A 15446-nucleotide genomic window follows, 5' to 3' on the forward strand; every position below is an offset into this window, starting at 1 on the left:
CTCCAAAAAAACAAAAAGTTAGGCCGTGCCAGCGAACGTGGAAATTTCACGCTGCCAACGCTCGACAACCGTATCGAGGGACAATTGGCCGAGGTCTTGATTACCCCGGGCGCGCACGGCCACCACACCAGCTGCCTTTTCCTTGTCACCAACAACAAGCAGATAAGGCAGCTTACGTACGCTATGTTCGCGTATTTTATAAGTAATTTTCTCGTTGCGCAAATCGGCCTCGACGCGGAAGCCCTTGGCGCGCAGCGCCTTGACAACATCCGTGACGTAATCGGCCTGCGCCTCGGAGATGTTCAGCACCACAGCCTGCACCGGCGACAGCCACAGAGGCAGCGCACCGGCGTGGTTTTCGATCAGGATGCCGATGAAGCGCTCCAGCGAACCGAGGATCGCCCGGTGCAGCATGACGGGGCGGCGACGGCCATTATCTTCAGTCACGTACTCCGCATCGAGGCGCTCCGGCAGCACGAAGTCGAGCTGCATGGTGCCGCACTGCCACGAGCGCCCGAGGGCGTCCTTCACGTGATATTCGATCTTCGGGCCGTAGAAGGCACCCTCGCCCGGCAGCTCTTCCCACTGGTGACCGGAGGCCGCCAGCGCTTCGCGCAGGCCGGATTCGGCCTTGTCCCAGATCTCGTCGCTGCCGGCACGCTTTTCAGGGCGCAGGGACAGCTTGACCGCCACATCGGTGAAGCCGAAATCGCGATACACGCGGGAGAGCAGCTCATTGAAGGCGGTGACCTCGGACACGATCTGGTCTTCGGTGCAGAAAATGTGGGCATCATCCTGCACAAAACCGCGCACACGCATCAGGCCGTGCAGCGCGCCGGACGGCTCGTTGCGATGGCAGGAGCCGAATTCGGCAAGACGCAGCGGCAGATCGCGGTAGGAATGCAGGCCGTGGTTGTAGATCTGGACGTGGCCCGGGCAGTTCATCGGCTTGATCGCGTAATCGCGCTTTTCCGATTCGGTGGTGAACATGTTGTCCCGGTAGTTATCCCAGTGGCCGGACCGCTCCCACAGCTGGCGATCCATCACCAGCGGGGTCTTCACCTCCTGGTAGCCGGCGTCGGTGAGCACGCGGCGCATGTACTGCTCGATCTGCTGCCAGAGCGTCCAGCCGTGGGGATGCCAGAACACCATGCCCGGCGCCTCATCCTGCAGATGGAAGAGATCAAGCTGCTTGCCGAGGCGACGGTGATCGCGCTTCTCGGCTTCTTCCAGCATGTGCAGGTAGGCTTCCTGGTCTTCCTTCTTCGCCCAGGCGGTGCCGTAGATGCGCTGCAGCATCTCGTTCTTCGAGTCGCCACGCCAGTAGGCGCCCGCGACCTTCATCAGCTTGAAGACCTTCAGCTTGCCGGTGGACGGCACGTGGGGGCCGCGGCACAGGTCGGTGAAGTCGCCCTCGCGGTACAGCGAGACATCCTGATCCGCAGGAATCGAGGCGATGATCTCGGCCTTGTAGTGCTCGCCGAGCGACTTGAAGTAGGCCACCGCCTCGTCGCGCGGCAGCACGCTACGCTCGACCGGAATGTCGCGCTTGGCGAGCTCCTGCATGCGCGCTTCGATCTTCTCGAGATCTTCGGGCGTGAACGGGCGCTTGTAGGAGAAGTCGTAGTAGAAGCCGTTCTCGATCACCGGGCCGATGGTCACCTGAGCGTCCGGGAACAGTTCCTTCACCGCATAGGCCAGCAGGTGGGCGGTGGAGTGCCGGATGATCTCGAGGCCGTCCGCATCCTTGTCGGTCACGATCGCGAGAGCGGTATCGTTTTCGATGAGGTGGGAGGTATCGACGAGCCGGCCGTCGATCTTGCCGGCCAGTGCGGCGCGGGCCAGGCCGGTACCGATGGAGGCGGCAACCTGGGCAATCGTCACGGGCTGCTCGAAACTGCGTACGGAACCGTCGGGCAAGGTGATGTTGGGCATGATGGCTCGCTCCGGGAAAATTCAGGGCAAAAAAAAAGTGCGGACGAGCCGCACTTTTTCTTTTTTGGAAAACGCCTTACAGCAGACTCGGTATTACTTAGTCCTGCTTGCTGCAAGTTCGAGACATTCGTTTTCCTTCTTAGGTGTCTGGTAGGCGCGATTGGACTCGAACCAACGACCCCCACCATGTCAAGGTGGTGCTCTAACCAGCTGAGCTACGCGCCTAAGAAGCCCGCATTATAGACGAGCCCTGAAAGTTGTCAACCTTTCGTTGAGATTATCTGGATTCAGGCCACGCGGCAAGAAAACGCTCCCAGTGCGTGCCGGCCAGCCTGCCGAGGGATTCACGCACGAAGGCGATCTCGGTGTTGTACTGAGCCTTGTCGAAAACGCCGCGCATCAGCTGGAAGCGCAGGAAAACCAGATAGGTGTTCACCACGTCGGTCTCGCAGTAATCGCGGATCTCGGCGATCCTCCCTTCCCGATAGCCCTGCCACACGGCCGAGCCGTCCATCCCCAGCTTGCCCGGAAAACCCATCAGCTTGGCGAGATCATCCAGCGGCGCGTTGGCTCGCGGCTGGTAGAGGGCCAGCAGATCCATCAGATCCAGGTGCCGGGTGTGATAGCGGCCGATGTAGTTGTTCCACTTGAAATCGCGGGAGTCGGTGTAGTCGCCATCCCCCAGATCCCAGTAGCGCGGCGCACTGACGCCATGGAGCATGCCCCGGTAGTGCAGCACGGGCAGATCGAAGCCGCCGCCGTTCCACGAGACGATCTGCGGAGTGAACTTTTCGACGCCATCGAAGAAGCGCTGGATGAGTTCGCCCTCGGTGCATTCCGGCTCGGAGAGCGAGAACACCCGAAACTGGCTCATGTCCCGCAGGGCGCAAGAGATCGTCACCACCCGCTGGAGGTGGTGCGGCAGGAAATCCGTGCCGTTGCTGGCGCGACGCTGCTGGAACGCGAACTCCGCAACCTCGTCCGCCCCCAGATCAGCCGGCAGGCCGTGGAGCTGGCGGATGCCCTCCACGTCGGGGATCGTCTCGATATCAAAAACAAGCGTGCTGGCCATACCGATCTTCAGGCGGGAAAGACACCAGTGGAAAGATAGCGGTCGCCGCGGTCGCAGACGATGGAAACGATCACCGCGTTCTCGAGCTGCTCGGCCAGGCGCAGGGCCACGGCCAGCGCGCCGCCGGATGAAATCCCGGCAAAGATGCCCTCCTCCCGCGCGAGGCGACGGGTCATCTCTTCGGCGTCCGCCTGGGAGACGTATTCGAGCTGATCGACCCGGGCCTTATCGTAGATGCGCGGCAGATAGGCTTCCGGCCACTTGCGGATGCCGGGAATCTGCGCTCCGTCCGCCGGCTGGCAGCCGACGACACGAACCGCCGGGTTCTGCGACTTGAGGTAGGTGGACACGCCCATGATCGTGCCGGTGGTGCCCATGCTGCTCACGAAGTGGGTGATCGTCCCGCCGGTCTGTGCCCAGATCTCGGGGCCGGTGCCGTCGATGTGGGCCTGGGGGTTGTCCGGGTTGGCGAACTGGTCGAGGATCACCCCACGGCCTTCGTCACGCATCCGCTCGGCCACGTCACGGGCGAGCTCCATGCCCCCCTCCTTGGGCGTCAACACCAGCTCGGCGCCGAAGGCACGCATGGTCTGGCGGCGCTCGATGCTCTGGTTCTCAGGCATCACGAGGATCATGCCGTAGCCGCGGATCGCCGCCGCCATCGCCAGCGCGATGCCGGTATTGCCGCTGGTGGCTTCGATCAGGGTCTGGCCGGGCTGGATGTCGCCGCGAGCCTCGGCCCGCAGGATCATCGACAGCGCCGGGCGATCCTTCACCGACCCAGCCGGATTATTGCCCTCGAGCTTGGCAAGGATGACGTTGTTGCGGCCCGCGGTGATGCGCTTGAGCCGGACCAGCGGGGTCTGGCCCACGTAGTCTTCGAGAGTCTTGAATTCCATGGTTCGATTCTGTCCGATGTCGGGTGAAACGATGATAGCGAATGCCGCTCACTGACACGCAAAGCAAGTGACGCGCCATCGCGCACCACATTGCCCCGGCCTGCATCTGCAAGCAAAAAGGGGCTTCCAGCGGAAGCCCCCCGGGACGCTTTGTCGGCTTTGCGCCAGCCTTTTACGGACGGCCGATGCTCAGGTAGGTAAGGCCGGCCTGACGCGGCAGCGCCGGATCGAAGATGTTGCGACCGTCGAAGATCAGCGGGCTCTTGAGCTTGGCCTTGATGGCGTCGAAATCCGGGCTGCGGAATTCCTTCCACTCGGTGACGATCACCAGCGCGTCGGCGCCGTCGAGGGCCTGCATCGGCCGGTCGGCGTAGGTGAGGCGCGCTTCATCGCCAAAGATGCGGCGGCTCTCGTCCATCGCCACCGGATCGTAGGCCGTGACCGTTGCGCCGCGGCGGAACAGCTCGGCAATGATCACCCGGCTGGGCGCCTCGCGCATGTCGTCGGTGTTCGGCTTGAAGGCCAGGCCCCACAGGGCGAAGTGCTTGCCGGAGAGATCCTCGCCGAAGCGCGAGACGATCTTGTCCACCAGCACCAGCTTCTGGGCGTCGTTGGCATCCTCGACGGCGTTGAGCACATGCAGCGCATGGCCCGCGTCGGCGCCGGTCTTGATGAGCGCCTTCACGTCCTTCGGGAAACACGAACCGCCGTAGCCGCAACCGGCGTACAGGAAGTGATAGCCGATCCGCGGATCGCTGCCGATGCCCTGGCGCACCAGTTCGATGTCGGCACCCAGGCTCTCGGCCAGCAGCGCCAGCTCGTTCATGAAGCTGATCCGGGTGGCGAGCATGGCGTTGGCGGCGTACTTGGTCAGCTCGGCGCTGCGCAGATCCATGATCAGCAGCTTTTCGTGGTTGCGCTGGAAGGGCGCGTACAGGGCCTTCATCAGGAAGATCGCCTGGTCGTCCTCGGCGCCGACGACGATGCGGTCGGGACGCATGAAGTCGTCCACCGCCGCGCCTTCCTTCAGGAACTCGGGGTTGGACACCACGCTGTAGGGAATCGATTCGCCACGGGCATCGAGTTCGGCCCGGACGGCGGCCTTGACCTTGTCGGCGGTGCCCACCGGCACGGTGCTCTTGTCGACGATCACCTTGTAGTCGGTCATGTGGCGGCCGATGGAACGGGCGGCAGCCAGCACGTACTTGAGGTCGGCCGAGCCGTCTTCATCGGGCGGCGTGCCAACGGCGATGAACTGGATGGTGCCGAACTGCACGGCTTCCTGGACGTCGGTGGTGAAGTGCAGCCGGCCGGCCGCCACGTTGCGGGCGACGACATGATCGAGACCCGGCTCGTGGATGGGGATGCCACCTTCCTTCAGGATGCGGATCTTCTCCGGATCCAGATCGAGGCACAGCACGTCGTTGCCCATCTCAGCAAGACAGGCCCCGGACACGAGACCCACATAACCGGTACCGACCACGGTGATTTTCATGTTTTGATTCCCGAGACGAAACTAGATAAACCGAACTGGAAACTGGCATCCGGGCGGACTGCGCCGCCTGCCAGACAACCCGCCGCAAAGGCTAGGGCGAGAGATCGAATTCTTCGGTGCGTTTGGGCGGATAGGTTTCCCAGCCGCCGCAGGCCGGACATCGCCAGTAGAACTGACGCGCCTTGAAACCACAGGCGTCGCAGCGATAGCGCGCTACCCGCCGGGTGTGGCCATGCACCAGGCCCTTCACGAGCTCGATGTCGGTACGCTGCTCGACCGGTGCGGTGAGCAGGGCCGCTTCGAGGAGCTTGTCGAGGCCCAGCAGGGTGGGGTTGCGACGCAGTTCGTCGCGCACCAGTTGATACGCCGCCTGCGGGCCTTCCTTCTGCAACTCCCACTGGAACAGCGCGTCGAGCAGATCCAGCGACGGGTATTGATCGAGGAAGCTGCGCAGCAGCTGCATGCCCTGCTCCAGCTGCCCGAGGCGCCGGTAGGCATCCATCAGACGCTCGGCCACCAGCGCGAGGTAGACCGGATTCTGGCTCTCGATCTTCTTCCAGGCCTCGAGCGCCGCCGCGTCGTCGCCCCGCGCCGCGTGCAGGTCGCCCAGCAACATGCTGGCCCGCACCGACTTGCGGTTCATCTCGAGGGCGCGACCAAGACTTGCAAGGCCTTCATCGAAGCGCGAATTGGCAATATCTGCGCTCGCCAGCTCACAGTGGAAATTGGAGACTTCCTTCTCCCACAGCACGCCTTCGTGGGGCAGCGCCTCGGCGATCTCGATGGCCTTGCGCCAGTCTTTTTCCTGCTGGTAGATGTCGAGCAGGTTCTTCAGGGCGAAATCGTTCAGGCGCGTGCCACGCAGCTTGACGAAGATCGCTTCGGCGCGATCGAGCAGGCCGGCTTTCAGGAAATCCAGCCCCAGCTCGGATAGCGCCTGCTGACGCTGCTCGTCGGAGAGGTCGTCCCGATCCACGAGGTTCTGATGCATCCGGATCGCACGATCCGTCTCGCCGCGGCGGCGGAACAGGCTACCGAGGGCGAAATGCAGCTCGACGGTCTGATTGTCGATCTTGACGGCCTCGATGAAGGCGTCGATCGCCTTGTCAGGCTGTTCGTTGAGCAGGAAATTGAGGCCGGTCAGGTAAGTGCGCGGCAGCGCGCGGGATTCCCGGACCAGGTGTTTGATGTCGATCCGCGCCGCCAGCCAGCCCAGCGCAAAGAACAGCGGGAAGGCGAGAAGCCACCAGAGTTCGAATTCCATGAATCAGTAGCTCTCGGGGAGATCGGGCCCGTGGGCCAGGGGGAGCGTGTTCCGTCCTTCGGCCGGCGTCGGGCTGCCCTGCCTGCCGCGCAGGTGACCGATTTCCCGGTGCTGGCGGTAAAGCGTGGCCACCGTGGCCGTCACGCCGATCAGCACACCGATCACGACGAACAGGAGGATCACCAGCACCAGCGGCACATGCCACTCGGCGCCAAAGAAAAAGCGCAGCACGACCACGTCGTCGTTCTTGACGGCGAAGCCGAACAGCAGGAGGAACAGAAACAACCGGAAAAGCCAGATGAGAGCGCGCATCGCGGAATTATCCCTGACGCGGGCAAAAAAAAGAAGGCGGCCTGAGCCGCCTTCCTGATCGAGCCTGGGACCTCACGGACCCCGGCGCCGGGCGTCGACGGGTTACCCCATCATGTCGACGCGTTCGCGCAATTCCTTGCCTGCCTTGAAATGCGGAACATACTTCTCCGGCACCTGTACCTTCTCCCCCGACTTGGGATTACGCCCGACACGGGGAGGACGGTAGTTCAAGGCAAAGCTGCCAAATCCGCGGATCTCGATGCGATCACCCCGCGACAGGGCGTCGGTCATCGCATCGAGAATCATCTTGACCGCGAACTCGGCGTCCTTCGCGACCAGCTGGGGAAAACGCTCCGCCAGCCGGGCGATGAGCTCCGACTTGGTCATGCCCGAACCGCTTACTTCTGCTCGTTGAGCTTGGCCTTCAGCAGCGCACCGAGGTTGGTGGTGCCGCTGGCAGCGGAGCCGCTGTCAGACGCCAGCTTGCTCATGGCTTCGTTCTGCTCGACCTGATCCTTGGCACGGATCGACAGGTTGATGCCGCGGGTCTTGCGGTCAACGTTGACGATCAGGGCTTCGACGGAGTCACCAACCTTCAGCAGCTGGGACAGGTCATCCACGCGGTCGCGGGAGAACTCGGACGCACGCAGGTAGCCTTCGACATCGCTGTTCAGGGCGATCACGGCGCCACGGGCATCCACGGTCTTCACGGTGCCGGTCACGAGGGTGTTCTTGTCGTGGGTGGCGATGAAGTTGGTGAACGGATCCCCATCGAGCTGCTTGATGCCGAGGGAGATGCGCTCCTTCTCGACGTCGATGTTCAGCACCACGGCCTCGACTTCGTCGCCCTTCTTGTACTGGCGGACAGCTTCTTCGCCAGACAGGGACCACGACAGGTCGGACAGGTGAACCAGACCGTCGATGCCGCCTTCCAGGCCGATGAACACGCCGAAGTCGGTCAGGGACTTGATCTGACCACGGACCTTGTCGCCCTTCTTGTGGTTGATCGCGAAATCGTCCCACGGGTTGGACATGCACTGCTTCATGCCCAGGGAGATACGGCGACGGTCTTCGTCGATCTCGAGGATCATCACTTCGACTTCGTCGCCCAGCTGGACAACCTTGGTCGGGTGGATGTTCTTGTTGGTCCAGTCCATTTCGGACACGTGAACCAGGCCTTCGATGCCCTGCTCGACTTCAACGAACGCACCGTAGTCGGTGATGTTGGTGACCTTGCCGAACAGACGGGTGCCCTGCGGGTAACGACGGGAGATGCCGACCCACGGATCTTCGCCCAGCTGCTTGAGACCCAGGGAGACGCGGTTCTTCTCCTGGTCGAACTTGAGCACCTTGGCTTCGAGTTCGTCGCCCACGGAGAGGACTTCCGACGGGTGACGCACACGGCGCCAGGCCAGATCGGTGATGTGCAGCAGGCCGTCGATGCCACCCAGATCCACGAACGCGCCGTAGTCGGTGATGTTCTTGACGATACCCTTGACGACAGTGCCTTCCTTGAGGGTTTCGAGGAGCTTCTGACGCTCTTCACCCATGGAAGCTTCGAGGACGGCGCGACGGGAAACGACAACGTTGTTGCGCTTGCGGTCGAGCTTGATGACGCGGAATTCGAATTCCTTGCCTTCGAACGGGGTGGTGTCCTTGACCGGACGCATGTCGACCAGGGAACCCGGGAGGAAGGCGCGAATGCCATTGACCATGACGGTCAGGCCACCCTTCACCTTGCCGGTGATCATGCCCTTGACGAGGATCGCGTCGTTCAGGGCCTTGTCGAGGTCGTTCCAGGCGGCGATGCGCTTGGCCTTGTCGCGGGAAAGGCGGGTCTCGCCGTAGCCGTCTTCGAGCTGCTCGATGGCAACCTGGACGTAGTCGCCGACTTGGGCGGCAAGCTCACCGCGGTCGGTGCGGAATTCGTCGAGGGGGATGTAGCTCTCGGACTTCAGGCCGGCGTTGACGACCACGAAGTTCTGGTCGATACGCACGACTTCGGCGGTGATGACTTCACCGGCGCGCATTTCCTGGCGATTGAGGGACTCCTCAAACAGCGCGGCAAAACTTTCCTCGAAGGAAGCAGGGGTGGCAGTGGACATAGAAAAAAAGAACCTTACAACCGTTGTGACACGGCGGTTGGTTGAAAAACTTCCGCGCCCGGGCGGGCTGCGGAAGACGTCAGCTACGAAGTGCCGCGGCCTGCTGAAGCACGAAATCGACCGCCTGTTGAATGGTCATTTCCGATGTATCGAGCAGCGCTGCATCCTCGCTTCTTTTCAGTGGCGCAACGGCGCGCTGGGAATCCCTGGCGTCGCGTTCACGCAAGTCACTGAGCAGATCGTCCATGTTAGCAGGCATTCCTTTATCGATCAACTGCTTATATCGACGTTCGGCGCGCGCTTCGGCAGACGCGGTAAGGAAGATCTTGACCGGGGCATCAGGGAAGATCACCGAGCCGATGTCGCGCCCTTCGGCCACCAGCCCGGGGGCACGACGGTAGGCACGCTGGCGCCAGAAAAGGGCCTCGCGAACCGCCGGCAGGACAGCCACCTTGGAGGCGCCCACCGAGCAGGCTTCGCTGCGGATGGCGTTGGTCACATCGTCGCCGGCGAGGAACACCGTGTCGCCTTCGAAGCTCGCCGGCAGCGCAGCGGCGATGCGGGCGAGCGCGGCTTCGTCGTCCAGGGCCACGCCTTCGCGCATCCCGGCGAGGGCGACCAGGCGGTACAGCGAGCCGCTGTCCAGATGCTGGAAACCCAGGGCCTCGGCTACCCGGGCGCCGACGGTGCCCTTGCCGGACGCCGACGGGCCGTCGATGCCGATCACCGGCACCGGCGTGGCGATGCCGGCAAAGGTGGTGAAGTATTCCGGGAAGGTCTTGTTCACGCACTTCGGGTCATTGATGCGCACGTACGGGCCGCCCAGGGTGGCGAGGGAGAAGCACATCGCAACCCGGTGATCCTCGTAGGTGTCGATCACCGCCCGCTGCAGCTGGGCAGGCGGGGTGATGCGGATGCTCTCGGAGAACTCCTCGACCTCCGCGCCGAGCTTGCGCAGCTCGGTGGCCATGGCGGCGATGCGATCGGTTTCCTTGACCCGCCAGCTACCGATGTTGCGCAGGTGGGTGGTGCCGTCGGCGAAGAGCGCCGCGACGGCCAGGGTCATCGCGGCATCCGGGATGTGGTTGAGGTCCAGGTCGATGGCCTTGAGCTTGCCGGAGGCCGGGCCGCGCGCTTCGATCCAGTCGTCACCCCAGGTGATTTCGGCGCCCATCTCGGCCAGCGCATCGGCAAACTTCACGTCGCCCTGAATGCTGCGCTTGCCGGCACCGACCACCCGCACGGGGCCACCACCCAGCGCGCCGGCGGCAAGGAAGTAGCTGGCGGTGGAGGCATCGCCCTCAACGGCGATCCGCCCCGGCGACACGTAGCGCTGGCCGGCTGGCACGATGAAGCGGCTCCAGCCGTCCCGCTGGACGATCACGCCGAAGCGCTCCATCAGGTTGAGGGTGATCTCGACGTAGGGCCGGCTGATGAGCTCACCTTCCACGTCGATGATGAGGGGCTTGTCGCGGGCCACCAGCGGCGCCGCCTGCAGCAGCCCGGTGAGGAACTGGCTGGACACGTTGCCGCGCACGCTGACGCGCTCGGCGCCCAGCTGCGCCGGCTTGAGCGCCAGGGGCGGATAGCCCTCCTGCCCCAGCCATTCGACGCACGCGCCGAGCTGCTTGAGGCCGTCCACCAGATCGCCGATGGGGCGCTCGTGCATGCGCGGCACGCCCGACAGGCTCACAACCGCATCCGCATCGCTGCAGCCCGACAGGCTGGCGACGATGGCCGGCACCAGGGTGCGGATGCTGAGGCCGGAGTTGCCCACAAAAAGATCGGCCTTGAGCTGGCCAAAGCGGCCGCCGCAGCCCGTCACCCGCAGGGCGTCGCCCTCCTCCGCCACCGGCACGCCCAGCGCGACGATGGCGTTGCGCATCACGCGCGTGTCGTCGGAATCGAGCAGCGCCTCGACGACAGTCTCGCCCTCGGCCAGCGCCGCCAGCAGCAGCACGCGGTTGGAGATGCTCTTCGAGCCGGGCAGGTGCACGGTGCCGGCGGCCTTCAGCATCGGCGGCAGATCGATGAATTCCATTGGGACTCCTATTTCAGGGGGTGGCGCTTCCGCCCGCAGCCGACGGTGGCAGCCGGACGGAAGGCTCGACAATCGGAACGGGCTCACTCGCCCGAAGGCGTGGCCGGAAAGGCCTTGTCGGCCCAGGTGTTGCGGGCGCGGCTGGCTTCGTCGAAGACCGCTTCCAGCGCCGGGCCATCGCCCGCCACCAGCAGGGCGCGCAGATAGGCCAGTTCGGAAAGATAGGCGTCGAGCTCGGCGAGCAGCGAATGACGGTTGGCCACGCAGATGTCCCGCCACATCTCGGGATGGCTGCCGGCCACCCGGGTGAAATCCCGGAAGCCGCTGGCGGCGTAGCTGAAGAGCTGCTCGGCGTTGGCGCGGCCAGCAAGATCGTGGACCAGACCGAAGGCCAGCAGATGCGGCAGGTGGCTGACGGCGGCAAAGACGCGGTCGTGTTCCTGGGGGCTCATCTCGTGAAGCACGGCGCCGCAGGCCGCCCAGACATCCCGCACCCGGGCGATGGCCTCGGGGCGGTTCTCGGGCAGCGGCGTGACGACCACCTTGCGGCCGGCGTAGAGCTCGGCGCGGGCCGCCACCGGACCGCTCTTCTCGGCGCCGGCGATGGGGTGCGCGGGCACCACGTTGGGCAGGCGATGGCCCAGATGACGGTAGATGGCCTCGATCACGTCGCGCTTGGTGCTGCCGGCGTCGGTGACGATGGTGTCAGGACCCAGATGCGGCGCAATGGCCGCGGCCACGGCGTCCATCTGGCCGACCGGCATCGCCAGCAGGACCAGATCAGCGCCCTGCAAGGCCGTTGCCCAGTCGGTGGAGATTTCGTCGATGAGGCCGAGTTCGCGGGCCTTGGCCAGAGGCTCGGGGCGACGCCCCACGCCGACGATGCGATTGACGAGGCCCGCCTTGCGCAGCGCGAGCGCGAAGGAGCCACCGATCAGGCCGACGCCACAGACGACCAGCTTGTCGATCTTCTTCACGCCGGGCACCGTTCAGGCCAGGGCTGCGGGCAGGACTTCGAGGAAGCGGGCGTTCTCGCTCTCGAGGCCGATGGAGACGCGCAGCCATTCGGGCATGCCGTAGCCGCCGATGGGGCGGACGATCACGCCCTGACGCAGCAGGCGCTGATTGACGCCAGCGCCATCGCCTACCTTGAAGGTGACGAAGTTGCCGTAGGACGGAATCCATTCGAGCCCGAGGCGCTTGAAACCGTCGCACAACTGCTTCATGCCGGCAGCGTTGAGTTCGAAGCTGCGCTGGAGGAATTCGTCGTCGAACAGCGCCGCGGCCGCGGCGGCGAGGCCCGGAATGCACACGTTGAAAGGCTGCCGCACCCGGTTGAGCAGATCGATCACCGCCGGGTTGCCGATGCCGTAGCCCACGCGCAGGCCGGCGAGCCCGTACGCCTTCGAGAAGGTGCGGCTGACCAGCAGGTTGGGGAAGCGGGCGACCCAGGCGATGGCATCGTAGCGGTCGGCCGGAGCGAGGTATTCGGTGTAGGCCTCGTCCAGCACCACCAGCACATCCTGCGGCACGCGGGCAAGGAAGGCCTCGAGCTCGGCGCCGGGCACGAAGGTGCCGGTGGGGTTGTTGGGGTTGGCGATGAAAATGACGCGGGTGGTCGGCGTGATCGCCGCCAGCATGGCGTCGAGATCGTGGCCGAACGCCTTGGCCGGCACTTCGATGCCGCGGGCGCCGGCCGCCTGGGTGGCGAGCGGATAGACGGCGAAGGCGTGCTGGGCGTAGATCGCGTCGCGGTCGGGGCCGAGGAAGGCACCGGCGACCATCTCGAGGATGTCGTTGGAGCCGTTGCCGAGGACGATCTGGTTCATCGCCACACCGTAGCGGCGGCACAGGGCGTCCTTCAGCTCGAAGCCGTTGCCGTCCGGGTAGCGGGCGATGTCGGCGAGCGACGCCTGCATCGCGGCGCGGGCCTTCTCGCCGACACCGAGAGGGTTCTCGTTGGAGGCGAGCTTGACGATGGATTCCTCGGCCAGCCCCATCTCGCGGGCCAGTTCGGAAATCGGCTTGCCAGGCTGATAGGGAGAGATCGCCCGGATGTGGGCGGGCGCCAGATCACACAAACGCATCGGAGACTCCAGGAGAAATCAGTACACAGCCTGGGGGTAGGAACCCAGGACTTTCAGACACGCAGCCCGATCGGCCAGGGCATCGAGGGCAGCCTTGACCGCCGGATCGTCGCGATGGCCTTCCACGTCCACGTAGAACACGTATTCCCACAGGGCCGAGCGGGCCGGGCGCGATTCGAGGCGGCTCATGGACACGCCCGCATCGGCCAGCGGGGCGAGCAGTTCGTGCATCGCGCCGGGGCGGTTGCTGGCGGACATGATCAGCGAGGTCTTGTCGGCGCCGGAGCGGCCGGCGTCGTGGCGACCGAGCACGAAGAAGCGGGTGGTGTTGTTGGGCTCGTCCTCGATGCTCTCGACCAGCCGCGGCAGGTCATAGCGCTCGGAGGCGGCCTCGCCGGCGATCGCCGCGGCGCCCGGCTCGAGGGATGCCAGCCGGGCCGCTTCGGCGTTGCTGCCGACGGGAATCCGCGGTACGCCGGGCAGCGAGCGGTTGAGCCACTCGTGGCACTGAGCCAGGGACTGGGCGTGGGAATACACCTTGCGGATGCTGCCAAGGCTGGTCTCGCGGGTCATCAGGTGCTGATGGATGCGCACGACCACCTCGCCGCAGATCTTGAGCGAGGTGCCGAAGAGCAGATCGAGGGTGCGACCGACGGCGCCTTCGGTGGAATTCTCGACCGGCACCACACCATACTGGGCATGGCCAGCCTCGACCTCGCGGAACACGTCGTCGATGCTGCCCTGGGGCGCCAGCCGCGCGGCGTGGCCGAAGTGCTTGACCGCAGCGCTCTCGGAAAAGGTGCCCAGCGGGCCGAGGAAGGCGACGCCGAGGGGATTCTCGAGGGACAGGCAGGCCGACATCACCTCCCGGAAGAAGAAGGTGACGCTCTCGTCGGGCAGCGGCCCGGCGTTGAGATCCTGGATGCGGCGCAGCACCTGGGCTTCGCGCTCGGGGCGGTAAACCTGCCCGAACTCGCCATACTTGGCCTTGATTTCACCCACGTGCTGGGCGCATCTGGCGCGCTCGTTGAGCAGCGCCAGGATCTGTGCGTCGATGGCGTCGATCTGGGCGCGAACAACACCCAGCTCCTGCAGCATCCCCTCGTTCATGCCCTCTCCTGAAAATGCGCCGCTCACGCCCGGCGCGCAGCGAAATCCTGCATCAGCTCGACCAGCGCGTCGACACCTTCGAGCGACATGGCGTTGTAGATCGACGCCCGCATGCCCCCCACCGACTTGTGGCCCTTGAGCCCTTCCAGCCGGCGCTCGGCGGCAGCCGCCAGGAATGCGGCATCCAGCGCGCCATCGGCCAGGGTGAAGGGCACGTTCATGCGCGAGCGGCAATCGACCGCCACCGGGTTGCGGTAGAAGCCGCCGCTGCCATCGATGGCGTCGTAGAGCCGCCTGGCCTTGGCGATGTTGGCCGCCTCGACCGCAGCCACGCCCCCCTCGGCGAGCAGATGCTTGAAGATCAGCCCCGCCAGATAGATGCTGAAGGTGGGCGGGGTGTTGAGCATCGAGCCGTTCTCGGCCATCACTGCAAAATCCATCACGGTGGGCGTGGTGGGCGCAGCCTTGCCCAGCAGGTCTTCGCGGACGATCACGATGACGAGGCCAGCCGGGCCGATGTTCTTTTGCGCGCCGGCGTAGATCAGCCCGTACTTCGAGACATCCATCGGGCGCGACAGGATGTGCGAGCTCATGTCCGCCACCACCGGCACGCCTGCCGGCGTCTCCGGCAGGTCGAACATCTCGACGCCGTGGATGGTTTCGTTGGTGCACAGATGCACGTAGGCAGCCGAAGGATCGAAGCTCAGCTCACCGGCGCCCGGCAGGCGGGTGAAGGCATCGGCCTCGGTGGAGCCCGCCAGACGCGCCTTGCCGACGCGCTGGGCTTCCTTGATGGCCTTCTTCGACCACGAACCAGTGACCACGTAATCCGCCGAGCCGCCGGCCAGCAGATTCATCGGGATCTGCGCGAACATCTGGGTGGCGCCGCCCTGCAGGAACAGCACCTTGTAGTTGGACGGGATGCCCATCAGCGTGCGCAGGTCGGCCTCGGCCGATTCGATCACGCCGGTGAAATCCTTGCCCCGGTGGGACATCTCCATGATGCTCATGCCGCGACCATGCCAGTCGAGGAGTTCGTCGCGGGCCTTTTCGAGGACCGGAGTCGGCAGCACTGCCGGCCCCGCCGAGAAATTGAAGATACGCATCGTCTGAATCCTGAATTACG

13 protein-coding genes and 1 tRNA gene are annotated in these 15446 nt (G+C 64.8%); all 14 read right to left on the bottom strand.

Features of this window, described 5'->3' with window-relative positions; translation table 11 throughout:
* Positions 1-18: 18 nt before the first annotated feature.
* Complete coding sequence (thrS, locus tag GH681_RS05590) at positions 19-1935, bottom strand: threonine--tRNA ligase (RefSeq protein ID WP_153160435.1); 1917 nt, start codon at positions 1933-1935, stop codon at positions 19-21.
* 148 nt (positions 1936-2083) lie between these two features.
* A tRNA-Val gene (locus tag GH681_RS05595) sits at positions 2084-2160 on the bottom strand.
* 52 nt (positions 2161-2212) lie between these two features.
* Positions 2213-3007, bottom strand: a complete 795-nt coding sequence (locus tag GH681_RS05600) for a 3'-5' exonuclease (protein ID WP_153160436.1) — start codon at positions 3005-3007, stop codon at positions 2213-2215.
* 8 nt (positions 3008-3015) lie between these two features.
* A complete protein-coding gene (gene cysM / locus GH681_RS05605) occupies positions 3016-3906 on the bottom strand; it encodes a cysteine synthase CysM (RefSeq protein WP_153160437.1) in 891 nt (296 codons plus the stop codon).
* Positions 3907-4078: 172 nt separating this feature from the next.
* Positions 4079-5401 carry a UDP-glucose/GDP-mannose dehydrogenase family protein gene (locus tag GH681_RS05610; protein ID WP_153160438.1) on the bottom strand — a complete coding sequence of 441 codons (1323 nt, stop codon included), beginning with the start codon at positions 5399-5401 and terminating at the stop codon, positions 4079-4081.
* Positions 5402-5492: 91 nt separating this feature from the next.
* Positions 5493-6665, bottom strand: coding sequence for a lipopolysaccharide assembly protein LapB (gene lapB, locus GH681_RS05615; RefSeq protein WP_153160439.1), 1173 nt, complete (start codon positions 6663-6665; stop codon positions 5493-5495).
* Positions 6666-6668: 3 nt separating this feature from the next.
* A complete protein-coding gene (locus GH681_RS05620; RefSeq protein WP_153160440.1) occupies positions 6669-6977 on the bottom strand; it encodes a lipopolysaccharide assembly protein LapA domain-containing protein in 309 nt (102 codons plus the stop codon).
* 102 nt (positions 6978-7079) lie between these two features.
* The gene (locus GH681_RS05625; RefSeq protein WP_079434022.1) at positions 7080-7364 is read right to left on the bottom strand and encodes an integration host factor subunit beta; all 285 of its coding nucleotides are present in this window, start codon (positions 7362-7364) and stop codon (positions 7080-7082) included.
* A gap of 11 nt (positions 7365-7375) precedes the next feature.
* Positions 7376-9082 (bottom strand): 30S ribosomal protein S1, encoded by a 1707-nt coding sequence (gene rpsA, locus GH681_RS05630; protein WP_153160441.1) that lies wholly within the window; start codon positions 9080-9082, stop codon positions 7376-7378.
* 79 nt (positions 9083-9161) lie between these two features.
* The gene (locus tag GH681_RS05635) at positions 9162-11123 is read right to left on the bottom strand and encodes a bifunctional 3-phosphoshikimate 1-carboxyvinyltransferase/cytidylate kinase (protein ID WP_153160442.1); all 1962 of its coding nucleotides are present in this window, start codon (positions 11121-11123) and stop codon (positions 9162-9164) included.
* An 83-nt stretch (positions 11124-11206) separates the two neighbouring features.
* Positions 11207-12100 carry a prephenate dehydrogenase/arogenate dehydrogenase family protein gene (locus tag GH681_RS05640; RefSeq protein WP_153160443.1) on the bottom strand — a complete coding sequence of 298 codons (894 nt, stop codon included), beginning with the start codon at positions 12098-12100 and terminating at the stop codon, positions 11207-11209.
* Positions 12101-12112: 12 nt separating this feature from the next.
* Complete coding sequence (gene hisC, locus GH681_RS05645; protein ID WP_153160444.1) at positions 12113-13210, bottom strand: histidinol-phosphate transaminase; 1098 nt, start codon at positions 13208-13210, stop codon at positions 12113-12115.
* Positions 13211-13228: 18 nt separating this feature from the next.
* Positions 13229-14320 carry a prephenate dehydratase gene (gene pheA, locus GH681_RS05650; RefSeq protein WP_368666698.1) on the bottom strand — a complete coding sequence of 364 codons (1092 nt, stop codon included), beginning with the start codon at positions 14318-14320 and terminating at the stop codon, positions 13229-13231.
* A gap of 23 nt (positions 14321-14343) precedes the next feature.
* Positions 14344-15426 (bottom strand): 3-phosphoserine/phosphohydroxythreonine transaminase, encoded by a 1083-nt coding sequence (serC, locus tag GH681_RS05655; RefSeq protein ID WP_153160445.1) that lies wholly within the window; start codon positions 15424-15426, stop codon positions 14344-14346.
* Positions 15427-15446 lie beyond the last annotated feature (20 nt).

It is taken from the genome of Zoogloea sp. 1C4, assembly GCF_009469605.1.
Taxonomy (GTDB): domain Bacteria; phylum Pseudomonadota; class Gammaproteobacteria; order Burkholderiales; family Rhodocyclaceae; genus Zoogloea; species Zoogloea oryzae.

Bases quoted from the DNA above. Each gene is read 5' to 3' on its own strand.
- rpsA (WP_153160441.1), bottom strand. From the start codon at position 9,082: ATGTCCACTGCCACCCCTGCTTCCTTCGAGGAAAGTTTTGCCGCGCTG.
- cysM (WP_153160437.1), bottom strand. From the start codon at position 3,906: ATGGAATTCAAGACTCTCGAAGACTACGTGGGCCAGACCCCGCTGGTC.
- thrS (WP_153160435.1), bottom strand. From the start codon at position 1,935: ATGCCCAACATCACCTTGCCCGACGGTTCCGTACGCAGTTTCGAGCAG.
- lapB (WP_153160439.1), bottom strand. From the start codon at position 6,665: ATGGAATTCGAACTCTGGTGGCTTCTCGCCTTCCCGCTGTTCTTTGCG.
- GH681_RS05610 (WP_153160438.1), bottom strand. From the start codon at position 5,401: ATGAAAATCACCGTGGTCGGTACCGGTTATGTGGGTCTCGTGTCCGGG.
- hisC (WP_153160444.1), bottom strand. From the start codon at position 13,210: ATGCGTTTGTGTGATCTGGCGCCCGCCCACATCCGGGCGATCTCTCCC.
- serC (WP_153160445.1), bottom strand. From the start codon at position 15,426: ATGCGTATCTTCAATTTCTCGGCGGGGCCGGCAGTGCTGCCGACTCCG.
- GH681_RS05600 (WP_153160436.1), bottom strand. From the start codon at position 3,007: ATGGCCAGCACGCTTGTTTTTGATATCGAGACGATCCCCGACGTGGAG.
- GH681_RS05625 (WP_079434022.1), bottom strand. From the start codon at position 7,364: ATGACCAAGTCGGAGCTCATCGCCCGGCTGGCGGAGCGTTTTCCCCAG.
- GH681_RS05620 (WP_153160440.1), bottom strand. From the start codon at position 6,977: ATGCGCGCTCTCATCTGGCTTTTCCGGTTGTTTCTGTTCCTCCTGCTG.
- GH681_RS05635 (WP_153160442.1), bottom strand. From the start codon at position 11,123: ATGGAATTCATCGATCTGCCGCCGATGCTGAAGGCCGCCGGCACCGTG.
- pheA (WP_368666698.1), bottom strand. From the start codon at position 14,320: ATGAACGAGGGGATGCTGCAGGAGCTGGGTGTTGTTCGCGCCCAGATC.